The organism is Geodermatophilus sabuli (assembly GCF_010686765.1).
Lineage (GTDB): Bacteria > Actinomycetota > Actinomycetes > Mycobacteriales > Geodermatophilaceae > Geodermatophilus > Geodermatophilus sabuli_A.
This window is the reverse complement of sequence record NZ_JAAGWF010000012.1, coordinates 212,161-238,840: the sequence shown is the minus strand read 5'-3', so window position 1 is coordinate 238,840 and position 26,680 is coordinate 212,161. Positions and strand designations below refer to the sequence as shown.

General features: G+C 76.2%; 24 protein-coding genes. 11 read left to right on the top strand and 13 right to left on the bottom strand.

Annotated elements, in window-relative coordinates:
• Window positions 1–66: 66 nt before the first annotated feature.
• The 3 genes from GCU56_RS13385 to GCU56_RS13375 all read right to left on the bottom strand — a co-directional run bounded on the left by GCU56_RS13385 (window position 67) and on the right by GCU56_RS13375 (window position 3,514).
• Window positions 67–1,419 (bottom strand): hypothetical protein, encoded by a 1,353-nt coding sequence (locus GCU56_RS13385; protein ID WP_163482223.1) that lies wholly within the window; start codon window positions 1,417–1,419, stop codon window positions 67–69.
• A gap of 103 nt (window positions 1,420–1,522) precedes the next feature.
• On the bottom strand, window positions 1,523–2,749 hold the full coding sequence (locus GCU56_RS13380) for an HRDC domain-containing protein (protein WP_440588745.1): 1,227 nt from the start codon (window positions 2,747–2,749) through the stop codon (window positions 1,523–1,525).
• A 144-nt stretch (window positions 2,750–2,893) separates the two neighbouring features.
• Entirely contained in the window at window positions 2,894–3,514 is a 621-nt protein-coding gene (locus tag GCU56_RS13375) for a DUF3000 family protein (RefSeq protein ID WP_163482222.1), read from the bottom strand.
• Window positions 3,515–3,585: 71 nt separating this feature from the next.
• Between GCU56_RS13375 and hemE the strand changes: the two genes are divergently transcribed.
• Entirely contained in the window at window positions 3,586–4,671 is a 1,086-nt protein-coding gene (gene hemE, locus GCU56_RS13370; RefSeq protein ID WP_345771821.1) for a uroporphyrinogen decarboxylase, read from the top strand.
• The gene (gene hemG / locus GCU56_RS13365) at window positions 4,668–6,053 is read left to right on the top strand and encodes a protoporphyrinogen oxidase (RefSeq protein WP_163482221.1); all 1,386 of its coding nucleotides are present in this window, start codon (window positions 4,668–4,670) and stop codon (window positions 6,051–6,053) included. Before hemE ends, hemG begins: the two co-directional genes overlap by 4 nt.
• 12 nt (window positions 6,054–6,065) lie before the next feature.
• On the opposite strand, the gene GCU56_RS13360 is transcribed toward hemG, so the two are convergent.
• Complete coding sequence (locus GCU56_RS13360; protein WP_163482220.1) at window positions 6,066–8,900, bottom strand: AAA family ATPase; 2,835 nt, start codon at window positions 8,898–8,900, stop codon at window positions 6,066–6,068.
• Between the two features lie 149 nt (window positions 8,901–9,049).
• On the opposite strand from GCU56_RS13360, the gene GCU56_RS25215 reads away from it, so the two are divergent.
• From GCU56_RS25215 to hemQ, 3 genes are all read left to right on the top strand, one after another.
• Window positions 9,050–9,601, top strand: coding sequence for a hypothetical protein (locus GCU56_RS25215; RefSeq protein ID WP_163482030.1), 552 nt, complete (start codon window positions 9,050–9,052; stop codon window positions 9,599–9,601).
• On the top strand, window positions 9,598–10,128 hold the full coding sequence (locus tag GCU56_RS25210; protein ID WP_163482219.1) for a YceI family protein: 531 nt from the start codon (window positions 9,598–9,600) through the stop codon (window positions 10,126–10,128). The genes GCU56_RS25215 and GCU56_RS25210 overlap by 4 nt, the downstream gene beginning before the upstream one ends.
• Before the next feature lie 308 nt (window positions 10,129–10,436).
• Window positions 10,437–11,153: a hydrogen peroxide-dependent heme synthase gene (gene hemQ, locus GCU56_RS13345; RefSeq protein WP_163482218.1), complete on the top strand. Its 717-nt coding sequence runs from the start codon at window positions 10,437–10,439 to the stop codon at window positions 11,151–11,153.
• Between the two features lie 107 nt (window positions 11,154–11,260).
• Here hemQ and msrB read toward each other — a convergent pair whose 3' ends face one another.
• Genes msrB through GCU56_RS13330 form a run of 3 tightly spaced genes read right to left on the bottom strand, consistent with a single transcriptional unit; the run spans window position 11,261 to window position 14,475 of the window.
• Window positions 11,261–11,677 (bottom strand): peptide-methionine (R)-S-oxide reductase MsrB, encoded by a 417-nt coding sequence (msrB, locus tag GCU56_RS13340; RefSeq protein WP_163482217.1) that lies wholly within the window; start codon window positions 11,675–11,677, stop codon window positions 11,261–11,263.
• A gap of 31 nt (window positions 11,678–11,708) precedes the next feature.
• Window positions 11,709–12,365, bottom strand: a complete 657-nt coding sequence (locus GCU56_RS13335; protein WP_163482216.1) for a response regulator — start codon at window positions 12,363–12,365, stop codon at window positions 11,709–11,711.
• The gene (locus GCU56_RS13330) at window positions 12,358–14,475 is read right to left on the bottom strand and encodes a histidine kinase (protein WP_163482215.1); all 2,118 of its coding nucleotides are present in this window, start codon (window positions 14,473–14,475) and stop codon (window positions 12,358–12,360) included. Before GCU56_RS13330 ends, GCU56_RS13335 begins: the two co-directional genes overlap by 8 nt.
• Window positions 14,476–14,650: 175 nt before the next feature.
• On the opposite strand from GCU56_RS13330, the gene GCU56_RS13325 reads away from it, so the two are divergent.
• Together GCU56_RS13325 and GCU56_RS13320 are read left to right on the top strand one after the other, a co-directional pair.
• Window positions 14,651–15,298: a hypothetical protein gene (locus GCU56_RS13325; RefSeq protein ID WP_163482214.1), complete on the top strand. Its 648-nt coding sequence runs from the start codon at window positions 14,651–14,653 to the stop codon at window positions 15,296–15,298.
• A 127-nt stretch (window positions 15,299–15,425) separates the two neighbouring features.
• A complete protein-coding gene (locus GCU56_RS13320) occupies window positions 15,426–15,887 on the top strand; it encodes a hypothetical protein (protein WP_163482213.1) in 462 nt (153 codons plus the stop codon).
• 76 nt (window positions 15,888–15,963) lie between these two features.
• Here the strand turns inward: GCU56_RS13320 and GCU56_RS13315 are convergent, their stop codons facing one another.
• Window positions 15,964–16,167, bottom strand: a complete 204-nt coding sequence (locus GCU56_RS13315) for a cold-shock protein (protein WP_014741881.1) — start codon at window positions 16,165–16,167, stop codon at window positions 15,964–15,966.
• A 250-nt stretch (window positions 16,168–16,417) separates the two neighbouring features.
• Between GCU56_RS13315 and GCU56_RS13310 the strand changes: the two genes are divergently transcribed.
• Complete coding sequence (locus tag GCU56_RS13310) at window positions 16,418–16,717, top strand: hypothetical protein (RefSeq protein ID WP_163482212.1); 300 nt, start codon at window positions 16,418–16,420, stop codon at window positions 16,715–16,717.
• 57 nt (window positions 16,718–16,774) lie between these two features.
• On the opposite strand, the gene GCU56_RS13305 is transcribed toward GCU56_RS13310, so the two are convergent.
• Entirely contained in the window at window positions 16,775–17,170 is a 396-nt protein-coding gene (locus GCU56_RS13305) for a hypothetical protein (protein ID WP_163482211.1), read from the bottom strand.
• A 188-nt stretch (window positions 17,171–17,358) separates the two neighbouring features.
• On the opposite strand from GCU56_RS13305, the gene GCU56_RS13300 reads away from it, so the two are divergent.
• Window positions 17,359–17,517, top strand: coding sequence for a hypothetical protein (locus GCU56_RS13300; RefSeq protein WP_163482210.1), 159 nt, complete (start codon window positions 17,359–17,361; stop codon window positions 17,515–17,517).
• A 2-nt stretch (window positions 17,518–17,519) separates the two neighbouring features.
• Here the strand turns inward: GCU56_RS13300 and GCU56_RS13295 are convergent, their stop codons facing one another.
• The 4 genes from GCU56_RS13295 to GCU56_RS13280 form a co-directional block, all read right to left on the bottom strand.
• Complete coding sequence (locus tag GCU56_RS13295; protein ID WP_163482209.1) at window positions 17,520–17,756, bottom strand: hypothetical protein; 237 nt, start codon at window positions 17,754–17,756, stop codon at window positions 17,520–17,522.
• 81 nt (window positions 17,757–17,837) lie between these two features.
• The gene (locus tag GCU56_RS13290) at window positions 17,838–18,467 is read right to left on the bottom strand and encodes a hypothetical protein (protein ID WP_163482208.1); all 630 of its coding nucleotides are present in this window, start codon (window positions 18,465–18,467) and stop codon (window positions 17,838–17,840) included.
• A 106-nt stretch (window positions 18,468–18,573) separates the two neighbouring features.
• Complete coding sequence (locus tag GCU56_RS13285) at window positions 18,574–21,975, bottom strand: pyruvate carboxylase (protein ID WP_163482207.1); 3,402 nt, start codon at window positions 21,973–21,975, stop codon at window positions 18,574–18,576.
• Window positions 21,976–22,272: 297 nt separating this feature from the next.
• The gene (locus GCU56_RS13280) at window positions 22,273–24,861 is read right to left on the bottom strand and encodes a DUF4062 domain-containing protein (RefSeq protein WP_163482206.1); all 2,589 of its coding nucleotides are present in this window, start codon (window positions 24,859–24,861) and stop codon (window positions 22,273–22,275) included.
• A gap of 287 nt (window positions 24,862–25,148) precedes the next feature.
• Between GCU56_RS13280 and GCU56_RS13275 the strand changes: the two genes are divergently transcribed.
• Window positions 25,149–25,898, top strand: coding sequence for an alpha/beta fold hydrolase (locus tag GCU56_RS13275; protein ID WP_163482205.1), 750 nt, complete (start codon window positions 25,149–25,151; stop codon window positions 25,896–25,898).
• A 406-nt stretch (window positions 25,899–26,304) separates the two neighbouring features.
• Window positions 26,305–26,640 (top strand): TraR/DksA family transcriptional regulator, encoded by a 336-nt coding sequence (locus tag GCU56_RS13270; protein ID WP_163482204.1) that lies wholly within the window; start codon window positions 26,305–26,307, stop codon window positions 26,638–26,640.
• Window positions 26,641–26,680 lie beyond the last annotated feature (40 nt).

Here is a 26,680-nt window from a genome sequence, read left to right as displayed (position 1 = left end):
GGCTCCGTGGGCCGTCGGCCGCCCGCCACCGGACGGCGCCGTGGGGTCGGATCGTCGCGGCCCCGGTCAGCTGCCGAAGTCGGCGGCCTGGCCGAGCAGCCGCACCCGGCCCAGGCTGACCCCGCCGTCGGTCACCGCCTCCACCGTCGCGGTCCCGCGCGGGAACGGAGCGACGACCACGCCGTCGGTCGCCCGGTGCTCGGCCAGGAAGGCGCCCCGTGCGTCGTGGGCGCGGACCACGGCGACCATCGGTGGCCCGACCACGACGAGGCTGGTCCACGACGCCGTGCGCCCGCCGGTCCGCGCCCCGCACGCCATGGCGTGGACCCGGCGGTCGGTCGGGATCCCGGCCGGCTCGATCGCCAGCGAGCACCGGGTGTGCGACACCGCGCCGCCGGGGCCGGGGACGGCCCACTCGGTGTTCACCACCACGGCACCGCTCGGGACGGTCACGGTGACGACCGCGGCGGTGCCCGTCCCCCCGCGCGGGACCGGCACGTCCCCGGCCCACTCGGCGGCCACCTGCACGTCGGCCGGGGGCAGCCCCAGTCGCTCGAGGACCGCGGTCGCCGCCCGCTGGACCAGCCGCTCGGCCGCGGCGGACGGCAGCTCTCGGCGGAGCAGGACGGGGGCCGGCCGGGACGGCGGGGCCGGGAAGGGGTCGGGCTTGGTGCGCACGACCTGGGTCCAGTCGCGCACCACGCGGTAGGCCACGGCCGTGAGCAAGAGGTCGTTGGGGGGCAGGGCGACGACGGCCACGCCCGCCTCGACCGGAACCCGCCGGTAGCTGCGGGCGGCGTCGCCGTCGGCGGAGATGTCCGGGTGGTCGGACACCTCGACGACGTCGCCGGGTGCGGCGACGACGGCCAGCGCGCCGGTCGCCGGATCGACCATGGCGACCGGCTGCCCGGGCGGGGCGCGGCGGGGGACGGTGCGCAGCCGCATCTGGTCCGGGCGTGCCCCCGGAGGTCCGGCGAACCAGGCCGCCGCGAGGTCGCCGTCCGGCGGGCCGGGTGGGTCGGCCGGCACCCCCGCGGCCAGCGTGTGCGCGCCGACGACGAGCGCCCACCGGCCCCCGGGGACGTCGCCGGCGAAGACCACCCGGCGGGAGTCGACCGGGGCGTCCGGCAGGCCGGGCCCCACGGTCGACTCGCGCACGGTCCAGGGCAGCCGCCGGACGCCGTCGAGGAAGGCGGGATCGCCGGCGAGCGACCCGCGCGTCGGCAGCCCCAGGACGTCGACCGGCGCGGGCACGGAGGCCGAGGGCGCCGCCGCGGGGGCGGGGACGGGGTCGCGGCCCGACCGGAGGACCAGCGTGGCGGCCACCGCGAGGACCGCGCAGGCGGCGGCCAGGCACAGTCGCGGGCCGGGCCGGGTCGCCGCGGAGCGGGCCGGCGCCTGGTCGCGGTCCTCGCCCATGCCACCTGCTCCTCGCCCGGCGTCCTCGACGACACGTGGAGGCGAGCGTCGCACGCGGGGCGGCGCGGTGGTCGGTCCGCTGCACGGGACAGCGGCCGTCCGGTCAGGCGCGGCTGATCGCGTCGGTGAGGACGTCGCGGGTGAGCTCGACCTGCCACTCCCGTGCGCCCCCGTCCCGCAGGGCGGCTGCCACGGTCGCGGCGTCCCGCGGCTCGGGCGGGGTCCACATCAGCCGGCGGACCAGGTCGGGGGAGAGCAGGTTCTCCACCGGGAGGGCGTGCGCCGCGGCCAGCGCCGCCAGCCCCGCGCGGGCGGTCGCCAGCCGGGTGGCGGCGGCCGCGTCGCGGTCGGCCCAGCGGTTGACCGGCGGCGGGCCGTCGCTCGGCTTGCTGTGCGGGGGGAGCTCGGCCTCCGGCAGCTCGCGGCCCCGGGCCAGCGCGCCGAACCAGGTGGCGACCAGCTTGCGGTTGGCCCGGCCGCGGAACACCGGCAGCTCCAGGAGGGCGCCCTCGGTCCGGGGGTCGGCCTGCACCGCCGAGACCATGGCGGTGTCGGGCAGCACCCGTCCGGGGGCGACGTCCCGGCGGCGGGCCAGGTCGTCGCGGGCCTGCCACAGGGCGCGCAGCATGCCCAGCTGCCGGCGGTTGCGCAGCCCGTGCACGCCGGAGGTGCGCCGCCACGGGTCCGCCTTGGGTGCGGGTGGGCCCGCGGCGAGGATCGCCTCGAACTCCTGGCGCGCCCACTCCGTCTTGCCCTGCTCCTCGAGGATGGCCGCCAGTGCGTCCCGCAGGTCGACCAGCACCTCGACGTCCAGGGCGGCGTAGACCAGCCACTCCTCGGGCAGGGGCCGGGTGCTCCAGTCGGCGGCGGAGTGGCCCTTCTGCAGCGAGAACCCGAGCAGTGACTCGACGACCGCGCCGAGGCCCACCCGCGGGAGGCCGGCCAGCCGCGCGGCCAGCTCGGTGTCGAAGACGCGGGCCGGGACCAGGCCGATCTCCGCGAGGCACGGGAGGTCCTGGTTGGCCGCGTGCAGCACCCACTCGGCGTCGGCGATCGCCTCCTGGAGCACGGACAGGTCCGGCAACGGGATCGGGTCCACCAGGCCGGTGCCCGCCCCCTCCCGGCGCAGCTGGACCAGGTACGCGCGCTGGCCGTACCGGTAGCCCGACGCCCGCTCGGCGTCCACGGCCACCGGACCCGTCCCGGACCGGAGCGCCTCGGCGTACTCGACGAGCGCGGTGGAGGTCTCGATGACCGGTGGCAGGCCGTCGCGCGGGGCCAGCAGCGGGGTCGCCGGGGGAGCGGTCTGCTCCTCGTCCGGCGCCGGGATGGGCTCGGTGCTCAGTTGCCGTCCACCTTCTCGCCCGTCTCGTCAGCAGGTGCCTCCGGCAGCGCACAGCTCCGCGGCACGGGCCGCGTGGAGCCGGGGAGGGGCCGCCGGCGCGGGGGCGTTCCGGCCCCCGGGACACCGATGTTAGAGAGTTCCGTCTCCGGCGGTGCCGGAGGGACCCAGCAGCCGGACGCCGGGCGGTGGCAGACCCGCCGCGTTGCCGAGCACCTCCAGCCAGGCGTCGAGGTGCCGGTCGAGCCGGCTGTCCTCGGCCGTCCACGAGGCGCGGATCTCCACGTCGACCGAGTGCTCGGGTCCGGCCAGGTCCCCGAAGCGCGTCGACGCGGTGCGGGTGACCGTGCCTCCCACGGCGTGGTGGGTGGCGCCGGACTCGCTGAGCGCGTCGGTGAGCCAGCTCCACGCGACCTCGGAGAACATCGCGTCGTCGACCATGTGCTCGTCGGTGGCCGCCGACAGGTAGCCGACGCACCGGGTGGTGCCGGCCCACGCCTCGTGCCCGGCCGGGTCGTGCAGGACGATGAACCGCCCGGTGGCGATCTCGACGTCCTCGTCGCCGTCGGGCTCGGTGACCAGGACGCCCACCGCGTGCGCGTAGGGCGCCAGCCGCTGCGGGGCGGGGATGTGCTCCAGGAGCATCTCGGGCCGGACCCGGACACCGGCCAGGGCCTCGAGGGCAGCGCGGAACTCCTCCGGGGGTTCGTCGCCGGCACCGCGCCCGGCGCCGGCCAGGCTGGAAGGCTCCACGCTCGCAGGGTAGGTCGCGATGCCGCCCCGCGCGGCCGACGCGCCGCACCGTTCTGGGAGGATCGGCGGTCGTGACCTCCGCCGCCGGCACGCCCGGACCCTCTCCCGCCGACTCGGACCTGGTGCGCGCCGCCCGCGGCCTGCCGGTCAGCCGGACGCCGGTGTGGTTCATGCGCCAGGCCGGCCGCTCGCTGCCGGAGTACCGCGCCCTGCGCGCCGGGACGGCGATGCTGGCCGCCTGCCAGGACCCCGACCTGGTCACCGAGATCACCCTGCAGCCGGTGCGCCGGCACGGGGTGGACGCCGCGATCCTCTTCTCCGACATCGTGCTGCCGCTGGTCGTGGCCGGTGTCGACATCGAGATCAAGCCCGGCGTGGGCCCGGTGGTGGCCGAGCCGGTGCGGTCGGTCGCCGACGTCGACGCACTGCCGCCGCTGGAGCCCGAGCGCCTCGCGTTCCTGGAGACGGCGGTGCGCCGGCTGGTCGCCGAGCTCGGCCCCACGCCGCTGATCGGGTTCGCCGGGGCCCCGTTCACCCTCGCGACCTACCTGATCGAGGGTGGCCCGTCCAAGGAGCACGCCCGCACCAAGGCCTTCATGTACGCCGAACCGGAGGCGTGGGGACGGCTGCTGGACCGCCTGGCGATCTCCGCGGCGGTGTTCCTGCGGGCCCAGGTGGACGCCGGTGCCTCCGCCGTCCAGCTGTTCGACTCCTGGGCCGGCGTGCTGTCCGCCGCCGACTACGCCGAGCGGGTGCTGCCGCACTCCCGCGCGGTCTTCGACGGTCTAGGGGACCGGAACGTCCCGCGCATCCACTTCGGCGTCGGCACCGGCGAACTGCTGCCGCTGATCGGGGACGCCGGGGCCGACGTCGTGGGCGTGGACTGGCGGCTGCCGCTGGACGAGGCGGCCCGCCGGGTCGGGCCCCAACGGTCCCTGCAGGGCAACCTCGACCCCGCCGTCCTGCTGGCCGACCGGGCGACCGTCGACCGCGAGGTGCGCCGGGTGGTCGAGCAGGGCCGGGCGGCCCGCGGGCACGTGTTCAACCTGGGCCACGGCGTGCTGCCCGACACCGACCCCGGTGTGCTGACCCACGTCGCCGAGCTGGTCCACGAGCTCACCACGTCCCCGGCCCGCCCCACCGCCCCGATGCCATGAGCCGGCTGGTCGTCGTCGGTGCCGGGATCACCGGTCTGGCCGCGGCGTTCGAGTGGCGCCGGCGCCGCCCGGAGGACGAGATCGTCGTCCTCGAGGCCGGCGACCGCGTGGGCGGCAAGCTGGACCGGGTACGGCTGGCCGGCCACTGGTACGACACCGGGCCCGAGGCGATGCTCGCCCGCGTGCCCGAGGCGGTGCAGCTGGTCGAGCGGCTCGGGCTGGCCGACCGGCTGGTCGCCCCGGCCACCACGCAGGCGGCGGTCGTGCTGCCCGACGGCCGGCACCCGCTGCCGGCGGGGACGGTGCTCGGCGTCCCCGCCTCGGCCGAGGGACTGGACGGGCTCCTCACCCCGGCCGGTGTCGCCCGGGTCGCCGCCGAGGCCGGTCTGCCGCCGCTGACCGTCGACGGGGACGTCGCCGTCGGCACCCTGCTGCGCGACCGGCTCGGCGACGAGGTGGTCGACCGCCTCGTCGAGCCGCTGCTCGGCGGGGTCTACGCCGGGCGGGCCGACGAGCTGTCCCTCCGCGCGACCATGCCTCAGCTGGCCGCGCAGCTGACCGGCGCCGGCTCGGTCCTCGGCGCGGCGGCCGCGGCGCGGGACGCCGGGGCGGGCAGCCGGTTCGACGTCGGCGCGCCGGTGTTCGTGACCGTGGCCGACGGCATCGGCTCGCTGCCTGCCGCGCTGGTGGCGGCGTCGGGCGCCGACGTCCGGCTCCGCACGCCGGCGCACGGACTGCGGCGGGTGCCCGGCGGCTTCGAGCTGTCGATCGGGCCGGCCGCCGCGCCGCAGGTCCTGTCCGCCGACGCGGTGCTCGTGGCCGCGCCCGCGCCCAAGGCCGCCCGGTTGCTCGGCGCGGTGGCGCCCGGCGCGGTGCACCCGCTGCAGGGCATCCCCTACGCGTCGATGGCGGTGGTCGCCATGGCCTTCCCCGCGCAGGCCGTGCCGGCCGGCTCGGGACTGCTCGTGCCGCCGGTGACCGGCCGGCTGGTCAAGGGCGTGACCGTCTCGTCGTCGAAGTGGCCGCACCTCTCCGCCGGGCCCGCCGGACCGCACCTGCTGGTCCGCTCGTCGGTGGGCCGCTTCCGGGACGAGTCCCAGCTGCAGCGGCCCGACGACGACCTGGCGGCCGCGGTGGTCGCCGACGTCGCGGAGCTGCTCGAGCTCGACCGTCCCGAGCCGGTGGAGACCCGGGTGGTCCGCTGGGGTGGTGGGCTGCCCCAGTACCTGGTGGGTCACCAGGAGCGGGTCGACGCCGTCCGGGCCGCGGTGAGCGAGGTGCCCGGGCTGGCGATCGCCGGAGCCGCCTTCCGCGGGGTCGGCGTCCCCGCCTGCATCCGCGACGCCCTCCACGCCGTCGACGCGCTGCTCCAGCCGTACTGACCGGGCGCCGGCTCAGGAGCGGGCCCGGCCGTGCGCGGCCGTCACGGTCGCGATCTCGGTGCGGTTGGCGAGGCCGAGCTTGGCCAGGATGTTGCGCACGTGGCTCTCGATGGTCCGCTCCGAGAGCACCAGCCGGTCGGCGATCTGGCGGTTGGTGAGGGCCGCGGCGACGAGCGTGGCGATCTCCCGCTCCCGGCCGGTGAGCGGGTCCGCGGCGCGCGCCGCCCGGCCGGCCCGCTCGACGAGGGCGGCGGCCCGGCCCGCCGGCCCCGGCATGCCGAGGCGCCGGGCCTCGGCCAGCGCCGTCCGCGCCAGCTCGTGCGCCCGGGGCAGGTCGGCGGCCCGGCCCCGCTCGAGGAGTGCCCCCGCCAGCCCCAGCCGGTCGTTGACGGCGGCCGGGCGGGCGCCGGTGCGGGAGTCCACCGCCAGCGCCGCGTCGAAGTGCCCGACCGCCTCGTCCCACCGGCCCCGCACCGCGGCGAGCCGGCCGAGCAGGACCTCCAGGGAGCCGCAGCAGTAGACGCCCGCGCCCCCGGCGTCCATGGGCATCGCGCCGATGATCGCGCCGAGCGCCTCCGCCGCCGCTGCGTCGCCGAACTCCTCGACCAGCGGCACCAGCGTCTCCGCCACACCCGCCGACTCCACGAAGTCCGGCTCGGCCATCCGGGGGCGCAGCTGCGCGTACCGGGCCGCGGCCTCGTCCCGGCGCCCGTTGACCAGGGCGACGACCGTCCGGCTCGCCTGCACGATCGGCACGTCGTCGGCGAGGTCCATGAGGCTGACCGCCTCGCCCTCCAGGTCGTGCGCGATCCCCGTGACCAGCGAGTACTGGTACAGGAACGCGCCCGACATGCCCGCCGCGGACAGGTCCTGGGTCAGCTCGGTCGCGCCCACGACCCGGGCCTCCTCGTTGAGCGCGAGCGCCTCCTCGAACCGCCCGTACAGCGCGGCGACCGACGCCCGCAGCCGCAGGTCGTGCCACCGGACCAGCGGCAGGCGGGTGCGCCGCGCCAGCGCGGTGACGCGGGCCAGTTCGTCCTCGACGGTGGCCGTGTCGCCGCCCTCGAGCGCCGCGTCGATCCGCCACTTGGCGCCCCACAGCTCGGCCAGCGGCTGACCGGTCGCCGCCGCGTGGTCGATCGCCAGCCGGCCCAGGCGGAGCCGTTCGGCCCGCGGCAGCGCGGTGGGGTGCGCCTTCATCCGGGCGCGGACGGCGTCGATGACGGCCTGCGGGTCGCCGCTCTCCTCCGCCAGGGTCAGGGCCTGCGTCGAGTGCACCGTCGAGGCGGTTCCCCGTCCCGCGTCGGCCAGCACCGAGGCCGCCTGGGCGAGCAGCCGGGCCCGCAGCGCCGGCCGCCCCGCCACGGACGGGTCCGCCAGCGCCCGCTCGCACATGCGGAGGACCGCCGGCGGGAACCCGGGTGCCGCCACGTCCTGGACGGTCAGCGCGGCGGGGGCCAGCAGGTCGGTGCGTCCGCACTCGGCCGCGGCGTCGGAGGCGGCGGTGGCGTGCTCCAGGCTCTCGCCGAACCGCCCGGCGCGGAACTCCGCCGTCGCGAGCTCCAGCAGCAGCTCGGCCCGGTCCCCGAGGGCGGGGCCGGCGCGGTCGGTGGCGGCCAGCGCCATCGCGAGGAACCGGGCCGCCTCGTCGAAGGCGAGCGACCCGGTCGCCGCGTCCGCCGCGCGGCGAGCCCAGGACGCCGCCCGCCGCAGCGTGGCCCGCTCCGTGGCCGCCCGGAGCCAGTGCCCGGCGACCAGCCCGGCCGCGGTGTCGTCGTCGTCGGCGACCTGCTCCAGCGCCTCGGCGCTGCGGCGGTGCAGTTCCTCGCGCGTGCTGGGGGAGAGGTCGCCGTAGATCGCGTCGCGCACCACCGCGTGCGCGAACCGCCGTCTGCCGGGGGTGTCCGGGACGGCGGTCAGGACGCCCGCCCGGACCGCGGCGTCCAGCCCGTCGCGCACCTCGTCCGGCGGCCGCCCGGTCACCAGGGCCAGCCGGCCGGCGTCCACCTCCTCGCCCAGGACCGCGGCGGTGTCGAGCAGGTCGAGGACCGCGGGGGACAGCGCCGTCAGCGTCGTCCGGACCAGGTGGCGCAGCTCGGTGCCGCCGTCACCGTCGCCGGACGCGGGCGTCCGGGCGACCGCCCGCAGGTAGAGCGGGTTGCCGCCGCTGCGCCGGTGGGCGACGCGGACCGCCTCCAGCGGCGCATCGGGCAGGTAGGCCCGGACGTCCTCCTCGGTGAGCGGGGCCAGTGCCAGCGCACGCGTGGTGGGCCAGCGGAGCAGGTCGGGCAGCGTCCGGTCCAGCGGTCGGCCCTCCGCCCCGCCCGCCGGGTCGCGGTAGGTGCCGACGACGAGCAGCCGGGAGCGCTGCAGCTCGCCGGCCAGGTGGCGGAGCAGCCGCAGCGAGGTCTCGTCCGCCCAGTGCAGGTCCTCCAGGACGACGACCACGCCGTCCGGCTCGGCCGCGTCCAGCAGCGCCTCGGTGGCGGTCGTGACCAGCGCGAAGCGCGCGGCCTCCGGGTCGGCGGACCCCTCGCGGGCCAGGTCGATGCCCGACAGGGCCTCGGCGACGGCCGCCCGCACCCCCGGCAGCGCCCGGGCCACCCGGCGCCACGGCCACAGCGGCGGGGCGCCGGGGTCGTCCACGCACCGCCCCCAGGCGACGGCGGGCGCGTCGGCCACCGCCTCCTCGACGGTGCGCGTCTTGCCGATGCCCGCCGGCCCGGAGAGCAGGAACAGACCGCCCCGGCCGGCCGCGGCCGCGGCGATGCCCGCCGTCAGCTGCGCCAGCTCGGCGGTGCGGCCGACGAACGCGGGGTCGCCGGCGGATCGGGTGGCGGTCCCCACGGCGGGCAGTATCCCCGCGGGTGGCCTGCGTGCGTACCGGCTTCTCAGTGCCGAGATCCCGTGCTTCCACGGATGTCCCGGCCGCGCCGCCGCCGGATCGTTCTCGGCGCCGGGACCGACCAGCCGGTCCCCGACCCGAGGAGCACCCCGTGTACGCCACCGTCCACCCCTACCGGCGTCCGACCGGCGCCGACACCGATCCCCTCGCACGCGTGCTCGCCGCGGGCGCGGACCCGGCCGGCGCGATCGTCGTCGAGCACCAGGACGGGGACGAGGGCACCGTCGTCACGCTCTGGTCCGGCGAGCCCCCGGCCGTCCCCGGCAGCCGTGCCTACCGGCTGGTCGACCGCATGGACGGCATCGCCGCCGGCCGGACCCCGCTGTTCGCCCAGCTGACCTGGGTCAACGGAGCCGGCGACCCGGCGGTCGCGCAGGCCGCGGAGCGGGGCGGTCGCGAGCGGATCCACCCGGCGGTCCGGGACGTCGACGGCCTGATCGGTGTGCTGGTGTTCCGGTCGGCGGACGACGCCATCGTCGTCGTCGGGCTGGCGACCGGCCTGGAGACGCTCACCGAGGTGCAGGACCGGATCAGGCACACGTCGCTGCTGCCCGGCGAGGACCCGGCCCTGCTGCCGGGCGCGGACCGCGTGGAGCTGGGGCGGGTCCTGCGCGCCGACGTCCCCGCCGAGGTGCGGTCGTGACCGCCGGGGTGCGGACCCAGCGGGTGACCGCCGGCACGTGGGCGGTCTCCGACAGCCGGACCCGGATCACCTTCACCGTGTCCAACCTGGGCCGCCCGGTGCACGGCTCGGTGGCCTGCAGCTGGGGCGAGGTCGAGGTCGACGACCAGGGCACGCCCGTGCGGGTGGCGGCGGAGCTGGACCTGGAGAGCCTCGCCACCGGCATCGCCCGGCGCGACTCGGACCTGCGCAAGCCGCGGTTCCTGGACATCGACCGCCACCCGGCCATGACCTGGTCGGCCGACCGGTTCACCGGTGCCGACGGTGTCGGCTGGACCGCCCACGGGGTGCTGCGCGTCCGCGGCACCTCGGCACCGCTCGCGGTCAGCGCGGCGCCGGTGGCCGGTCCGGACGGCACGTGGTTGCGGGTCGGCGCGGTGGCCGTCCTGGACCGGACGGCGGTCGGGATCCGGGCTCCCGGATTCCTCGTCGGCCGCACGGTCGAGATCGCCGTCGACGCCTGGTTGAGTCGGCGCCGTCCCGGCTGAGCCGACGCCGTCCCGGGATGCCCGTCCCGTGTCCCCGGCCACGCCCGGGCATCCCGCGGACCCGGCGGTTGTTGGATGCGACGTGAGTTCCCTGCACCATCCAGATCCCGTCCCTGTCCGGTCCCCCCGTCCCGTCCGCTGCCTGCGCCACCACGTGTCGATGGCCGCCTGTGCCGACTGCCGCGACGAACGCACCGCGCGGATCGAGCGCGAGCGAGAGCGCGAGCCGCTCCGCGCGCGCTGACCGGTCGCGGTCCCTCGGCGACCCGCACGGCGGGAACCGCCGGGACGCGGGGGACAATGACCCCATGAGCGAGCAGACCGGGGAACGCAGCATCGGCAAGCGGGCGAACGAGCTCAACGCGACCATCCGCTACACGATGTGGTCGGTGTTCCGGCTGGCCCGCCCGCTCGAGGCCGAGGGCCGGCACCGCGTCGCCGACGAGGTCGACGAGCTGTTCACGGAGCTCGCCGGCAAGGACGTCGTCATCCGCGGGACCTACGACGTCGCGGGCCTGCGGGCCGACGCCGACGTCATGGTGTGGTGGCACGCGGAGACCGCCGACGCGCTGCAGGAGGCCTACACCCGGTTCCGCCGCACCGGACTGGGCCGGCACCTCGACCCCGTCTGGTCGCAGATGGCGCTGCACCGTCCGGCGGAGTTCAACCGCAGCCACATCCCGGCGTTCCTCGCCGACGAGGAGCCACGCCGCTACGTCTGCGTGTACCCGTTCGTCCGGTCCTACGAGTGGTACCTGCTGCCGGACGAGGAGCGCCGGGACATGCTCAAGGAGCACGGCATGCAGGCCCGGCCCTACCCCGACGTGCGCGCCAACACCGTCGCCTCGTTCGGCCTGGGCGACTACGAGTGGATGCTGGCCTTCGAGGCCGACGAGCTGCACCGCATCGTCGACCTGATGCGGGACCTGCGGGCCAGCCGGGCCCGGCGGCACGTCCGCGAGGAGATCCCGTTCTACACCGGCGTCCGCAAGCCCGTCGCCGAGCTGGTCGCCGACCTGGCCTAGGGAGCCCGGCGATCGGCGTCGCGGGGGCCGGAGGCCTCCCGACGCCGACCGCGGACCGGCTCAGCCCAGCGCGGGTACGGCACCTGGCCGCGCTGTGACCCGGGGGGTCACGAGGGGAGCAGCCTGATCGAGACCGAGTTGATGCAGTACCGGTCGCCGGTGGGGGTCTGCGGGGCGTCGGCGAACAGGTGCCCCAGGTGGCTGTGGCAGTTGCCGCAGAGCACCTCGGTGCGGACCATGCCGTGGCTGCGGTCCTGGCGGAGCACCACGTTGTCGGCGGACGTCGGCTCGTAGAACGACGGCCAGCCGCAGTGCGAGTCGAACTTCGCGCCGGAGCGGAACAGCTCGGCCCCGCAGGCCCGGCAGCTGTAGACGCCGGTCGTCTTCGTGTCGACGTACTCGCCGGTCCAGGGCCGTTCGGTGCCGGCCTGCCGGAGGACGGCGTACTCCTCCGGCGACAGCTCCGCCCGCCACTCGGCGTCGCTCTTGATGACCTGGGGCTGCTTCTCCGCGGACGTCGTCATGAGCTCCACGGTACGACCGGAACGGCCCCGATCAGCGGCCCAGCCCGGCGTCCCGCGCCTGCACGATGGCCTGGGCCCGATCGGTGACCTGCAGCTTGGCCAGCACGTTGGAGACGTTGTTGCGGACCGTCTTCGGCGACAGGTACAGGGCCGCGGCGATCTGCGCGTTGGACCGCCCGGCGGCCACCAGGTCGAGCACCTCCCGCTCGCGGGCGGTCAGCTGCGGGAACGCCGCCTGCGGCCCGGCGGGCCCACCGGCGAAGAAGTCCGCGATCCGCCGGGCCAGCGCGGCACCGAAGACCGCCCCGCCGGACGCGACGGTCGTGATCGCCCGGACCACCTCCTCCTGGTCGGCGCCCTTGAGCAGGTAGCCGCGGGCACCGGCGCGGACGGCGGCGAACACGGTCCCGTCGTCCTCGCTCATGGTGAGCACCACGACGCCGACCGAGGGCGACTCGGTGGTGATGGTGCGGGTGGCCTCGATCCCGTCGAGCACCGGCATCTGCACGTCCATGACGACGACGTCGGGCTGCTCCTCGCGGGCCAGCTCGACCGCCGCCGCGCCGTCGGCCGCGGTGCCCACGACGACCAGTCCGGGTACCGAGCCGAGCAGCACGGCGAGCCCGTCCCGGTAGACCGGGTGGTCGTCGACGACGACGATCCGCAGCGGTTCCTCCGGCTCAGCCACCGTCACCCCTCCCGTCGACGGGCAGCACAGCCCGGACCACCGTGCCCCCCGACGGCGGGCACTCCACCCAACAGCGGCCCCCGAGCTCGGCGGCCCGCTCGCGCAGCGACACCAGCCCCACCCCGGCCGGTGCCCCCGGCGCGATGCCGACGCCGTCGTCGGAGACCTCCACCACCAGCGCGCCGTCACCGTCGCAGGACAGCGAGACCCGGACCCGGGACGCCGACGCGTGTCGCGCCACGTTGGCCAGGGCCTCGGAGGCGATCCGGTACGCAGCGACCTCGACGGCCGCACGCAGGTGGGGGAGGTCGGCGGCGTCCACGGTGACGGCCACGGGCGGCGCGAGCAGCCGCCCGGCCTGCTGGCGGACCGCGCCACCCAGACCCAGGTCGTCGAGCGCGGGCGGGCGCAGGTCGTGCACCAGCCGGCGGACGTCGGCGAGCGCGGCCGCGACGTCGTCGCGTGCTTGGCGCAGCAGCCGGTCGGCGTCCTCCGGGCGGTGCGCGGCGAGGTTCCGGGCGGTGTCGATGCGCAGCACCACCGCGCCCAGCGAGGGTCCCAGGCCGTCGTGCAGGTCCCGGCGCAGCCGCCGGCGCTCCTCCTCCCGCGCCGCGACCAGCTGCTCCCGGCTCGTCTGCAGCTCGGTGGCCAGGGCGCTGGCGCGGGCGGCCGCCGCGGCCTGCCGGACGACGTCGGCGAGCAGCCGCTCGTCGCGGGTCACCAGTTGCGCGCGGACGCCGTCCCGGGGGAGCAGCAGCCGGCCGACCTCCTCCCCGCGGTAGGCGATCGGCAGCGACTGGACGGTGGCGGGGCGCCGTCCGTGCTCGGCGACCAGCCGGCCGCCGCCGGGGGCGTCGACCTCCACCCCCACGTACGGCGAACGGAAGGCCTCGGCGACCCCTCCGGCGACCGCCGTGAGCTGCTCCTCCGCGCCGTCGGAACGCTCCAGCCGCTCGGCCAGCCCGGAGACCACGCGGTAGGGGTCCTCCTGCTCACCCAGCACCCAGCGGCGCACCAGCCGCCACGCCTGAGCACGCAACGGCACGTAGAGCGCGGTCACGACGAGGAGGGCGAGGAGGGTGGCGTCCCGCTCGCCGAGCCGGTCGCCGAGCAACGCGCCGGCGGCGGCGATCACCGCGAGGTCGAGCAGGACGACGGCCACCGCCAGCCCGCCGTAGACGAGCGTCCCCCCGAGCAGGCGGTCGATGTCGACCGCGCGCGGCCACAGCAACCCGACCGCGGCCGCCGCCCCGGTCAGGGACACGGTCAGCGCGAGCGCCAGCGACGAGAGGTCGCCGGGCGCCACGCCGGCGGTCAGCAGCACCAGCGCGTCGGCCACCGCGGCCCAGACGAGCCAGCGCAGCTGCCGACGCTGCTCGCCCCCGGCGCCCCGGTGCCGCAGTACGACGATGGCGACGCAGACGAGGACGCCCAGCAGTGCCAGCGGCAGGCCGACCCGGGCCAGGGGCACGACGAGCCCGGCCGGCAGCGGGAGGCTGGTCGGGTCGACGTCGATCCGGTCGTAGTAGGCGGGCGGGTCGATGTCGCTCCCGGCGTCCAGGGCCGCGGCCGGTGCGACCATGAGCAGCAACGGCAGCACCGTGGTGGCGAGCAAGGCCATGACCGCGACCGGGCGCCACCGGCCCCCCGGCAGTCGCCCGCCCGGGTAGAGCAGCAGGAGCAGCGGCAACCCCACCAGCAGCCAGGCGCCGAAGCGCGAGACGTACCAGAACGCGGCGGTGGCGCCGGGCAGCACCACCTCACCGCGCAGCGCGTGGGTCAGCCACGACTGGGCCAGCCCGTCCAGGCCCCAGGCCAGCGCGTTGCCGGCCACCACCCAGGACACCGGGTGCCGGGGCAGCCGAGACAGCAGGAGGAAGGCCGGGACCGCGAGGAGCAGACCGGGCAGGCCGAGGATCGAGCCGACGGTGGCCTCCGCGGCCGCCCGCGCCGCTGCGGGCGTGAGCGCATCGAGGACCACCGCGGCCACGGTGGCGCCGCCGCTGGCCACCGCCACCGCGCCGGCGACCCACCGCGCCCGCGAGCGGGGGGAGGCGGGGGAGTCGGCGCCGGCCGGAGCAGCCGGCGGCGCCCCGGTCTCGGTCAGCACGCGCGAGATCATTCCGCGCCGGTGTCCCGAGCGTCACGAGGCAGCCGTCCCGTGTCGCCCGGGACGGGGAGGGGGACCGGATCGGGGCGGCGCGCCCTGGCTGCCCGGGACGCCGCGCCGAGACGGTTCTCCCAGGCGGTGCACCGGGCACCGCGACCAAGATCCGGGAGACGAGATGTCCCTCAGCACCACCCCCGCGCCGGCCCGCACCGACCGGACCGGCGCCGCGCCGGCCGCCGTCCCGCCCGCCGGTCCCGCCGTCCGCACGGTCCGGGCCGCTGGCGCCGCCACGGCCCTCGGCTCGGCCGCCTGGGCGAGCTGCATCCTGGTCTACGGCCTCGGTGCCGACCCGGGCCTGGACGCCGCCGTCTACAACACCTCCACGCTGCTGTTCCAGGTCGGGCTGGTCGCGCTGGTCGGCGCCCAGCAGGCCACCGGCGCCATCGGCACCGGCCGGCTGGCCCGGGCGGTGCTGCGGATCGAGCACGTGCTGCTGGGGCTGGCGATGCTCTCGACCCTGCAGACGATCCTGGTGCCGGCGTGGGACGACGTCCCGGCCTGGGTGGCCGTCGACGCGTTCTGGCCGATCTCGATGCTCGGCATGTTCGCCATCGGCATCCGGATCGCGATCGCGGGCCGGTGGCGCGGCGCGGCGCGGTTCTGGCCGCTGGGTGCGGAGAGCTGGGCTCCCGTGGTCATCCCCGCGTCGGTCGCCTTCGCCGCCGCCGCGCCCGCCATCGCCGCCGGGCACCTGCTGGCCGGCTACGCGGCGCTGGGCGTCCTCCTGGTGCTGCGGCCGGAGCTCACCGGCGCCCGCCCCTGAGACGAGGACCTCCCTGCCCCCGCCGCGCGCACGCTCGTGGCGGGACCCGGCGGGGAGACCGCTCGACGGCGCCCCGCCACCCGACCCGGGTGGCGGGGCGCCGCCGTCCGCGGCGGAGACTGGGCGGGTGACCACCGCCTCGCCCCTGCCCGACGTCTGGTTCACCCGCGACCTGCCCGTGCTGCGGGCGATCGCCCGGCTCGTGGACGAGGGCGCGCACGGCGGTTCGCCCTACCTGCTCGGTCAGGTGGTCCCCGCGAGCGGCCTGCCGAAGGCCGACGTGCTGAACGCCGCGCGGGCGCTGGTGTCCGCCGGGTACGCCGAGGCGCTGACCAACCACGCCGGCGACATCGTGCGGTTCACCGGGATCTCCCCCGAGGCGCGGCGGCTGGCCGGGCTCTGGCCGACACCGCAGGGGGAGTGGGACCGGCTCCTCGAGCAGGTGACCACCCGGGCGGAGAACGCGCCGACGGACGTGGAGCGGGCGCGCTGGCGGGCCCTCGCCGACGCCGCCACCGCGGTCGGCCCGGACGACGGGGCCCTGCTCATGTCGGCGCTGATCGGCGGTTACGTGCCCCGGGCCCGCTGACACCCGCCCGCCCCCGGGCGAACGACAGCGCCCCCCGCCCGGAGAACCGGACGGGGGGCGCTGGTGTGGTCTGGGATCAGACCGGGTTGACGTTCGCCGCCTGCGGGCCCTTCTGGCCCTGCTCGATGTCGAACGAGATCCGCTGGCCTTCGTCGAGCGAGCGGTACCCGCTGGTCTGGATGGCCGAGTAGTGGACGAACACATCAGGTCCGCCACCGTCAGGGGTGGCGAAGCCGAACCCCTTCTCTGCGTTGAACCACTTCACTGTGCCTTCGGGCATTGCTCGCTCCTAGCTGAGGTCGTGCATCGGGGTCCTGCCATAGCGCAGGGCCTTCCCGACGTGTCGACCATAGTCGTCCGTGGGCGCTCGCGGGAGGCGGGGGCGCACGGATCGTGGTCGGCGCGTCGGGACGCGAGGTGCGGCCGGTCTTGCGGAAGTCCTGCGGCTTCCTCGGCGGGGACCTGCGGTTGCGTCCGCAGAGTCGTCCTCGCCGGGAACGAGCCCGGTCCGCCGAGGAACGAGACCCGCCATGCCCGCCGTCGCCGCCCTGCGCCCCACCGAGCCGATCGCCCTGTGGGACTTCGAGGACCTCGCCGAGGCCGACCTGGAGGCCGACCTCTCCCAGCGTCTCGAGGACGCCGGCTGGGTGCTGCTGCGGTCCGACGGCGCCGGTGCCTCGGCCGACGAGATGGGCCAGATCGTCGCTGCTCCGGGTGCGCGTCCCGGCCGGGCCGACGCGGTGGCGCTCGCCTGGGCGATCCGGCGTGGCGGCCCGCAGGCCCTCGACGCGCACGACCTCGGCCTCACGGCAGCGGTGCTCGCCGACTGACCGACCGGCGGTCGACCCCCGCGGTGGCCGGATGAGCGGCGGCCGGACCAGCGGACGTCAGAGCAGCCGGCCGGGCTCCTCCGGGTAGCGGCGCCCGGCCGACCACCCGACGAGGTAGGGGTTCCGGCTCGGGCGGGGACCGGCCGCGGGCAGCGCCAGCGTCGGCTCCGCCCGCCACGAGGAGACGCCGATCGGCTGCTGGGCGGCCCAGTACTCCTCGGCGAGGCGCCGCTGGTCCTGCCGCCGGGCGTGCACCGCGCGGCGCCAGCGCCGGGCACCGACGTCCAGCCCGACGAGCGCGGCGATCGCGACGGCGACCACCAGGCAGGCGTTGGCCACCGCGGTGGCGACGTCCAGCGCGGTCAGCTGCGGCCAGCCGATGAGCTCGAGCTGGTACCCGACCACCTCCATGAGGACGTAGAGCAGTCCGTACACCACCAACGACACCCGCATCGCCGCGCACCTCCCCTCGTGGACCCGTCCCCGCCCCATCGACAGGTCCGGTGCCCAGTCGGAGGTCCCGGCCGGCCAGTGGGCGACGTTCTCACCCGTCAGGGGGAACGCGCGCCTCGTGTCGCTGGATCGGGCGGTCGGCGGCCGTGCCCGTCGCCCGGCCCGGAGACGTGCGGCAGCCTGCACCGGTGCGGGTCATCGGGCAGTGCGTCCAGTCGCTCGGCGTCCTGGTCGCGACGGCCGGGCTCATGGTCTTCGCGACCGTCGGTGCGTTCGACCCCGCGGAGGACCCGTTCCCGCGCTCGGTCAGCGGCGCATCGGGCGCTGCAGCGCCCCTGCTGCCCTGAGGTCAGCCGACCACCCGCTGGCACTCCTCGCAGCGGGGAGCGTCCCGGGTCGCCTGCCAGTCCACGTCGGTCCGCGCGGTCACCAGGACCCCGCAGACCGAGGCGGCCAGGCCGTCGACGACCGGCTTCGCCACGGCGTGCGCGACGCCGTCCGGCCGCGGCAGGTCCCCGCCGCCGACCGGGAGGTGCCGCTCCATCCACGCGACATGGGTTCCCGTCACGTACAGGCTCGCGGTCATGTCGCGAGGATGCGCACCGCAGGTGTCGAACCCGTGACGGGCTGCTGAACTCCCGGGTGCAGTTGGGCCGGCGTGCCCGGGTCAGACCGTCTCGGGGACGCGCAGGTGGGCGAGGACGAGGTCGAACTCGGCCACCTCGGTGACCCGCCTGCCCAGGTGCTGGGTGAACTCCTCGCGCATCGCCTGGCTCTGGCCCCTGGCGCGGTTCATCGTCTGGCGGCTGTCGTAGGTGGTCGCGGTCGCGGAGCGGCCGGTGTCGTGGTGGACGAGCAGGCTCACGCTGCAGAAGCCGGGCAGGTCGTCCAGGTGGGGCACGATGCTGGTGCGGAACGCGTCGACGACGTGGTCCATCGGGCCGATCGGGCCCTTCGTCCAGATGACCCGGGTGGCGGCTCCCTCGGGGGCCTCGCGCACGCGGTGCAGGACGGCGACGGACCACTCGACGACCTCGGTGTCCGCGTCGGTGCCGCCGACGGTCGCGATCGCCGTCTCGCGGATGGAGCGGACGGCTTCCGCGCTGCGGCGCATCGCCTCGGCGTCGTCCCAGGACGTCGTCACGATGCACCGGCCGGTGTGGCGGTCGGCGAGCATCGCGAGCCCCAGGCAGCCGTCCATCTGGGTGACGGCGGGCAGGACCTTCTCGCGGGTGTAGGCGATGCCGTCGTCGATGGCGGCCGGGTTCCCGCGGAAGGTGGTCGAACGCGCGTACATGCCAGTGTTCCCCCTCGAGGCGGCGCTGCCCCGACGGCTCCGCCGCGCGCCCGACTGTCCTCGGGGAGTGGCTCGGGGGCAATGCCCCCGGACCCGGGCCGTCAGGTCAGGACGCCGGGCCGGGCCCGGTGGCCGCGTCGAGCACCAGGAGCAGGTCACCGCCCTCGACCTGCTGGATCGGCCCGATCGCGAGGCGGCGGACGGTGCCGTCCTGCGGTGCGGTGATGGCGGCCTCCATCTTCATGGCCTCGATGGTCGCGACCGCCTGGCCGGACGCCACCGGATCGCCCTCGGCGACGGTGAGGGTGACGACGCCGGCGAAGGGAGCGGCCACCTGGCGGGGGTCGGTGCGGTCGGCCTTCTCGGCGGCCCTGACCTGCGCCTCGACGTTGCGGTCGCGGATCGACACCGGCCGCAGCTGCCCGTTGAGGCTGCTCATGACGGTGCGCATGCCGCGCTCGTCGGCGTCGGAGACCGCTTCCACGCCCAGGAGCAGGGTCACCCCGGGCTCGATCTCGACGGCGTGCTCGTCGCCGGGCCGCAGGCCGTAGAGGAACTCCTTGGTGGGCAGCACCGACACGTCGCCGTAGGCCTCGCCGTGCGCCTGGTACTCGCGGGTGGGACCGGGGAACAGCAGCCGGTTGAGCGTCTGGCGGGGCTGCTCCGCCAGCCCCCGCAGGTCGTCGTCGGACAGCTCCGCGGGCGGGTCGGCCGGACGGCGGCCCTCCAGTGCGCGGGTGCGGAACGGCTCGGGCCAGCCGCCGGGCGGGTCGCCGAGGTCGCCGCGGAGGAAGCCGATGACCGAGTCCGGCAGGTCGTACGTGCCCGGGTCGGAGGCGAAGTCGTCCACCGTGACCCCGGAGCCGACCAGCTGCAGCGCCAGGTCGCCGACCACCTTGGACGACGGGGTGACCTTGACCAGCCGGCCGAGCAGCCGGTCGGCGGCGGCGTAGGCGTCCTCGACCTCCTCGAACCGCTGGCCCAGCCCCAGCGCGATCGCCTGCTGGCGCAGGTTGGACAGCTGCCCGCCGGGGATCTCGTGGGTGTAGACCCGCCCGGTCGGTGCCGGCAGCCCCGACTCGAACGGCGCGTACACCCGGCGGACCGCCTCCCAGTAGGGCTCCAGGTCGTTGACCGCGCGCAGGTCCAGCCCGGTGGCGCGCTCCGTGGCGTCGGTGCCGGCCACGATGGCCGACAGCGGCGGCTGCGACGTCGTGCCGGCCATGGACGCGACCGCGCCGTCGACGGCGTCCACCCCGGCCCGCTCCGCGGCCAGCAGGGTGGCGAGCTGACCGCCGGCGGTGTCGTGCGTGTGCAGGTGCACCGGCAGGTCGAACCGCTGCCGTAGCGCGGCCACCAGCCGGGCCGCGGCGGGCGGCCGGAGCAGGCCGGCCATGTCCTTGATCGCCAGCACGTGCGCACCGGCGTCGACGATCTGCTCGGCGAGGTGCAGGAAGTAGTCCAGCGTGTAGAGCGTCTCGCCGGGGTCGGACAGGTCGCCGGTGTAGCACAGCGCCACCTCCGCGACCGCCGTCCCGGTCTCCCGGACCGCGTCGATCGCCGGGCGCATCTGCGCCACGTCGTTGAGGGCGTCGAAGACGCGGAAGACGTCGATGCCGGTGCGGGCGGCCTCCTCGACGAACGTCGTGGTGACCTGCTCCGGATAGGGCGTGTAGCCCACGGTGTTGCGGCCCCGCAGCAGCATCTGCAGGCAGATGTTGGGCACCGCCTCCCGGAGTGCGGCCAGCCGGTCCCAGGGGTCCTCGTGCAGGAACCGCAGCGCGACGTCGTAGGTCGCTCCGCCCCAGCACTCCAGGCTGAGCAGCTGCGGGGTGGTGCGGGCGACGTGGCCGGCGACGGCGAGCAGGTCCTTGGTGCGGACCCGGGTGGCGAGCAGCGACTGGTGGGCGTCGCGGAAGGTGGTGTCGGTGACCGCCAGCGCCGTCTGTGCCCGCAGTTCGGCGGCGAAGCGCTCGGGCCCGAGATCGAGCAGCCGCTGCCGCGAGCCGTCCGGCGGCGGGGTGCGCAGGTCCACCTGCGGCAGCTTGCCGACCGGGTCGACCAGGTGCGGGCGGTCCCCGTGCGGCTTGTTCACCGTCACGTCGGCCAGGTAGGTCAGCAGCTTGGTGCCGCGGTCGGCCGAGCTGCGCGAGGTGAGGAGCTCGGGGCGCTGCTCGATGAAGGACGTCGTCACGTGGCCGGCACGGAAGTCCGGGTCGTCGAGGACGGCCTGCAGGAACGGGATGTTGGTGGCCACCCCGCGGATGCGGAACTCCGCCACCGCGCGGCGGGCGCGGGCGACGGCGATGCCGAAGTCCGCACCCCGGCAGGTCAGCTTCACCAGCAGCGAGTCGAAGTGCGCCTCGACCTCCGCGCCCAGCGACGCGCCCCCGTCCAGCCGGATGCCGGCCCCGCCGGGCGACCGGTAGGCGGTGATCCGGCCGGTGTCCGGGCGGAACCCGTTGGCCGGGTCCTCGGTGGTGATCCGGCACTGCAGGGCCGCGCCGCGCAGCGTGATCGACTCCTGGGCCAGCCCGAGGTCGGCCAGCGTCTCGCCGGCGGCGATCCGCAGCTGGGACTGCACCAGGTCGACGTCGGTGACCTCCTCGGTGACCGTGTGCTCCACCTGGATCCGCGGGTTCATCTCGATGAAGACGTGCCGGCCCTGCGCGTCGAGCAGGAACTCCACGGTGCCGGCGTTGACGTAGCCGATGGCGCGCGCGAAGGCGACCGCGTCCGCGCAGATCCGTTCCCGCAGCTCCGGGGCGAGGTTCGGCGCCGGGGCCAGCTCGACGACCTTCTGGTGCCGCCGCTGCACTGAGCAGTCCCGCTCGAACAGGTGGACGACGTCCCCCTGCCCGTCGGCGAGGATCTGCACCTCGATGTGCCGGGGCTCGACGACCGCCTGCTCGACGAAGACCGTCGGGTCGCCGAACGCGGACTCCGCCTCCCGCATGGCGGCCTGCACCGCCGCGGCGAGGTCGGCGGGGTCGGTCACCCGGCGCATGCCGCGCCCGCCGCCGCCGGCCACGGCCTTGACGAACACCGGGAACGGCAGCTCCCGCGCGGTGGCGACCACGGTGTCGACGTCCGCGCTGGGCTCGGTGGAGGCGAGCACCGGCAGGCCCGCCTCGCGCGCCGCCGCGATGGCCCGCGCCTTGTTGCCGGTCAGCTCCAGCACCGCCGCCGGCGGGCCGACGAAGGTGAGTCCCGCGGCCGCGCACGCCTCGGCCAGGTCCGGGTTCTCCGAGAGGAACCCGTAGCCGGGATAGACGGCGTCCGCGCCGGCCTGCTGCGCCGCGCGGACGACCTCCGCCACCGACAGGTAGGCCCGGACGGGGTGCCCGGCCTCGCCGATCTGGTAGCTCTCGTCGGCCTTCAGCCGGTGGACGGAGTTGCGGTCCTCCCACGGGAAGACCGCGACGGTGCCGACTCCCAGCTCGTAGGCGGCGCGGAACGCGCGCACGGCGATCTCACCGCGGTTGGCGACCAGGACCTTGGCGAACACGGGCCCTCCAGGCTGCGTCGGGAGGGCCGGTACACCGGCTCCTCGGCACTCGATGACGTCGACGGCCGGGCCGCCCCGGGCAGTCTCCTCGTACCCGGCGTCGGTGACCTGCCCGGTCTCCCCATGGTCGCTGATCCTCGTGTCGAGGCCGACCTCGTGGTCCCGCGACGGTGCCCTCACCGAGGAGGCGACCTGGTTGATGCCGGGACGGGGCTGCACCACCTGGTCGCCGCCGGCGACGGGGCCGCCGGGGCATCGTCGACGTCATGGACGTGACCGGGTGCTGCTCCGGTCCGGCTAGGCGCGACGGACGAGGGCGACCGCCTCCCGGTGACTGGAGCGGGCACCCACGGCGACGGCGTCCTCGTAGTCCCCGGCGCCGAGTTCCTGCGCCACTCGGGCGACCAGGTCTGCCTCGGCTCGCCGCCTCGCCGGCCACGCCCGCAGGCCCGCCCGCCGGCGCAGGCCCTCGGCTGCGCCGAGTGCCCGGGCAGCCTGCACCGCCTCACCGCGGGCCAGCGCCAGCTGGGCAGCGGCGACGAGCGAGAAGGTCAGGGTGATGGTGGCGACCTCGGTCTCCTCGCCCGCGGCCACGGAATCCCGCAGCAGTGCGCGAGCCTCCTCGAGGTGACCGGAGGTCACCTCGATCCCGGCGAGCTGGCTCCGGGCCGCCGACGTGAGCCAGGTGTTGCCGAACCGGCGGCCGAGCTCGGCGACCTCCACGAGGTGCGCGCGGGCGGCCTCGTCCCGGCCGAGCGCCAGCTCGACCCCGCCGACCGTGAGCGCCGCGAAGGCCAGGAAGGGCACGTCCTGCCGGCGGAAGCCGTCCAGTGCGGCGGAGGCGGCCCGGAGGGCTCCGTCGAGGTCGTCGACGGCGGGCAGGATCCAGGAGATCGCCAGCTGGGCGGCGCTCTCCAGGTACGGGTCGTCGACGTGGGCTGGGAGTGCGCGGAGCTGGTCGACGGCGGCCAGTGCACTGTCGTCGTCACCGACCTCGACGGCGGTGATGGCCGAGGTGAACAACAGCTCGGCTCGTGCCCGCTCGTCCAGTGCGTCGGCCCGGCGCTGCACCTCGTCGATCCAGGCCCTCGCCTCCGGCATGCGTCCGCGCATCTGCCAGAACAGCCAGAGGATGCGGAACAGGTGCGGCAGCGGCGCGATGTCGTGCGTGCAGAACCAGCGGATGGCGACCCGCAGGTTCTCCTCCTCGGTCTGCCACCGGTCGGCCCACTCGCCCTGGCGCTCGGCGGGCCAGTCGGCGTCCTCCACGAGCGCACGGAAGTACGCGGCGTGCCGCCGCTCGACGTCGGCCCGGTCCGCCCGGCCGGCGAGGCGCTCGGCGGCGAGCTCCCGGACCGAGCCCAGCATGCCGAACCGCGGACCGTCGTCGGTGACGTCGATGGTCACCAGGCTGTGCCCGGAGAGTTCGTCGAGCAGGTCGAGCGTCCGGTCCTCGGGGAGGCCGGAGACGGCGGTGGCCGCCTCGACGGTCCATCCCTCGAGGAACACCGACAGGGTCGCCAGCATCTGCTGCTCGTCGTCCTCCAGCAGCCCGACGCTCCACTCGACGGTCGCCCGGAGGGTGCGCTGGCGTTCGGGGAGATCGACCGGCCCGGGGCCCAGGGCGTCGAGGCGGCGTCCGAGCCGGGCCAGCAGTGCCGCCGGGTCCAGCAGCCGACTGCGGGCGGCCGCGAGTTCGATGGCGAGCGGCAGTCCGTCGAGCCGGCGGCAGATCTCCGCGACGGCCGGCGCGTTGTCCCCGGTCAGCTCGAAGTCGTACCGCACGGCCCGGGCCCGGTCGGCGAAGAGCCGGACGGCGGGCAGCGCGGCCAGCTCCGCCACTCCCGGACGTTCCGGGAAGGCCGGCACCGTGAGCGCGCCGACCGGGTACTCGTGCTCGGCCCGCAGCCGGAGTGCGGTGCGGCTCGTGACGAGGATCGTCAGCCCCGCGCACCGGGCGAGGAGCTGGTCGAGGTCGGCGGCCACGTCGACGAGCTGTTCGAGGTTGTCCAGCACGAGCAGCGTCGGCTCGTCCGCGAGGCGCTCGACCAGGACGTCCAGGGGCCGGCGTGGACCGTCGATGGTGGCGCCGACCACGGCGGCGATGCGCGGCAGCACCAGCGCCGGCTCGCTGATCGAGGCCAGCGGGACGAACGTCGCGCCACGCGGGTAGGAGCCCTCGAGACGTTCGGCGACGGCGATCGCGAGCCGCGTCTTGCCGACGCCACCGGGGCCGGTCAGGGTCACCAGCCGCACCCCCGGCGACCGGAGCAGGCCGGCGACGTCGGCGATGTCCTGCTCGCGCCCGATCAACGACGTCGACGTCGTCGGCAGGGACCGGGAACCGGGCCGGTCCGCGGCCGGGGACGCGGCCGCGCCGGCATCGGCGACACGGGCCGCGGAGGCGAACCGTTCGCTCAGGAGCAGGGCGAGGTCGTCGCGGACCAGCCGGGCCAGCTCGCGCGGGGTGCGGAACTGGCGGTAGGAGTCGGCTCCCTCCGCCTGGAGCTCGGTGATCATGGCCGTCAGCCGGGCTTCCCGCTCCGGTGCCGGTTCCTTGAGGTAGAGCAGCCGGGGGATCGAGCCGGAGAGCCGGAACTCGTCCTCGAGACCCGAGACGTCCATGCCGGGCCCGATCCAGCCGTAGCGCTGCCAGTACAGACCGACGAAGACGTCCGACTGCGCGAGGTAGGCCCGGTACAGCTCGCGGGGTGGGTGCGGTCGAGCGCCGAGCTCGAACATGACCGGTGTGAGCCGGAGCGCCGTGATCGCCCGCGCGACCGCTGCCCGCTCCTCCGCGAGCTCCGCGAGCGTGGAGCTCACGAAGACGCGCAGTCGCTGGTCCGGGGTCCGGATCGCCACCATGTCCTGCTCGTCCACCGTCATGCGTCGTCCTCGGGGTTCTCGCCGTGGAGGTCGGGCGGTCGTGCCGGGGGAGCCTCCGGCCATCCTGGCGCTCCGCCGGTGGCCGGGGTAGACCCTGCCGCGGGCTCCGGCGACGTCCGGCAGGTGCCGCTGCGCAGACAGCGGTGAGCCGACCGCGGTGACGCGCCGGGAGCGGCGGCGACGCGCCCACCGATGACGTGGACGGACCCGCGTCGGTCTGGCGGGTGGCCGCGCGGGCGAGGAGCGTCGCCCGCTTCGCGACACCACCACGACGGCGAGGAGCTGACATGACCACCCAGTCCGGCGAGACCAAGCCGACGATCGTCCTCGTCCACGGCGCCTGGGCCGACGCCTCGGGCTTCGCGGCGGAGATCCGCGCCCTCCGGGACCGCGGCTTCCGGGCCATGGGGTTCGCCAACCCGCTCCGCGGGCTCGCGGACGACGCGAGGTACCTGGCCGACCACCTGCGGACCCTGGCCGGGCCGCTCGTCCTCGTGGGGCACTCCTACGGCGGCGCGGTGATCTCGGTCGCCGCGACGGGGAACGAGCAGGTCAAGGCGCTCGTCTACTTCAGCGGGTGGATGCCCGACGAGGGCGAGAGCATCGCGCAGGTGTTCGAGGAGCGCGGCGAGGGCAGCCTCGCAGGCGCGGCCATCCGACCCCAGCCGTTCACCGGTCCGGACGGGAGCGAGGCCGGCCAGGACCTCTACCTGGACACCGAGCAGTTCCACGCGGCCTTCGCCGCCGACGTCGACCGCGACACGGCCGACGTCATGGCCGCGACGCAGCGACCGTGGAGCGGTGCCGGGTTCTACGAGCCGTCGGGCCCGCCGGCCTGGCGGACGATCCCGTCCTGGTACCTGCTCTGCACGGAGGACAGGGCGATCCCGGCCGCGACCCAGCGGTTCATGGCCGAGCGTGCGCACGCCCGGATCCAGGAGGTGCCGGCCTCCCACGCCTCGATGGTGTCGCAGCCGGAGGCCGCGACACAGCTCATCCTCCAGGCTGCGGACGCCGCGGTACCCGCCATGGCCTGACGTTCGGGTGCGGGCGGTCGGTGCCCTCGGGTGCCGCCCGCCCGCCTCGTGGCGGTCGCGCACGCCGGGGCGAGCGTCCCGGGCGGTCCCCCCGTCGAGGCGGGACGGCGGAGCGGAACGCCCGACCTCGCCGGTCGTCGGCAACGTCGAGCGTCGCCGGTTCGCCGGTGGACGCCCTGGTGGCGGCTCCTGCCCCGGGGGATGGTCGGGTCACGCGGCGCCGGCGACCAGCCGGCCGCCTCGTGGCCTGCTCGACCTCGCCGCACCGCGACGCGGCCACGACCGGGCGCCGCCGGACGGGCCCTGACCCCCACCGGGTCGTCCCGCCCGCACCCGAAGGCGCGTCCCACCGATCAGTGGGCGCGCCTTCCTCCTACGCGCCGTCCACCTACCGGAGGAACCACCCATGAGCGTCACCATCAGTTCGCAGGCAGCGACCACCGACTCCGCCGCGGTCACGTGGGACTCGTTCCGGGTCCTGCTCGAGGACCAGCGCGCCGACTGCCTCCGCCAGCGTGAGATGGCCCTGGCCGAGACGGCCACCTCGATGCCCGATGCGGTGGCGATGAGTCGCGTGGCGACCCTGCTCCGCACCGTCGAGGAGATCGACGCCGCGCTGGACCGGATCGACACCGGCACCTATGGCCGCTGCGTGCACTGCGGATCGGCCATCCCCGTCGAGCGGCTGGAGTTCCGCCCGTTCGCGGCCGGCTGCGTCTCCTGCCAGCAGCACGAGCGCTGACCGGACCACGGCCGCCGCCGGCCGGCTGGTGCAGGCTGGG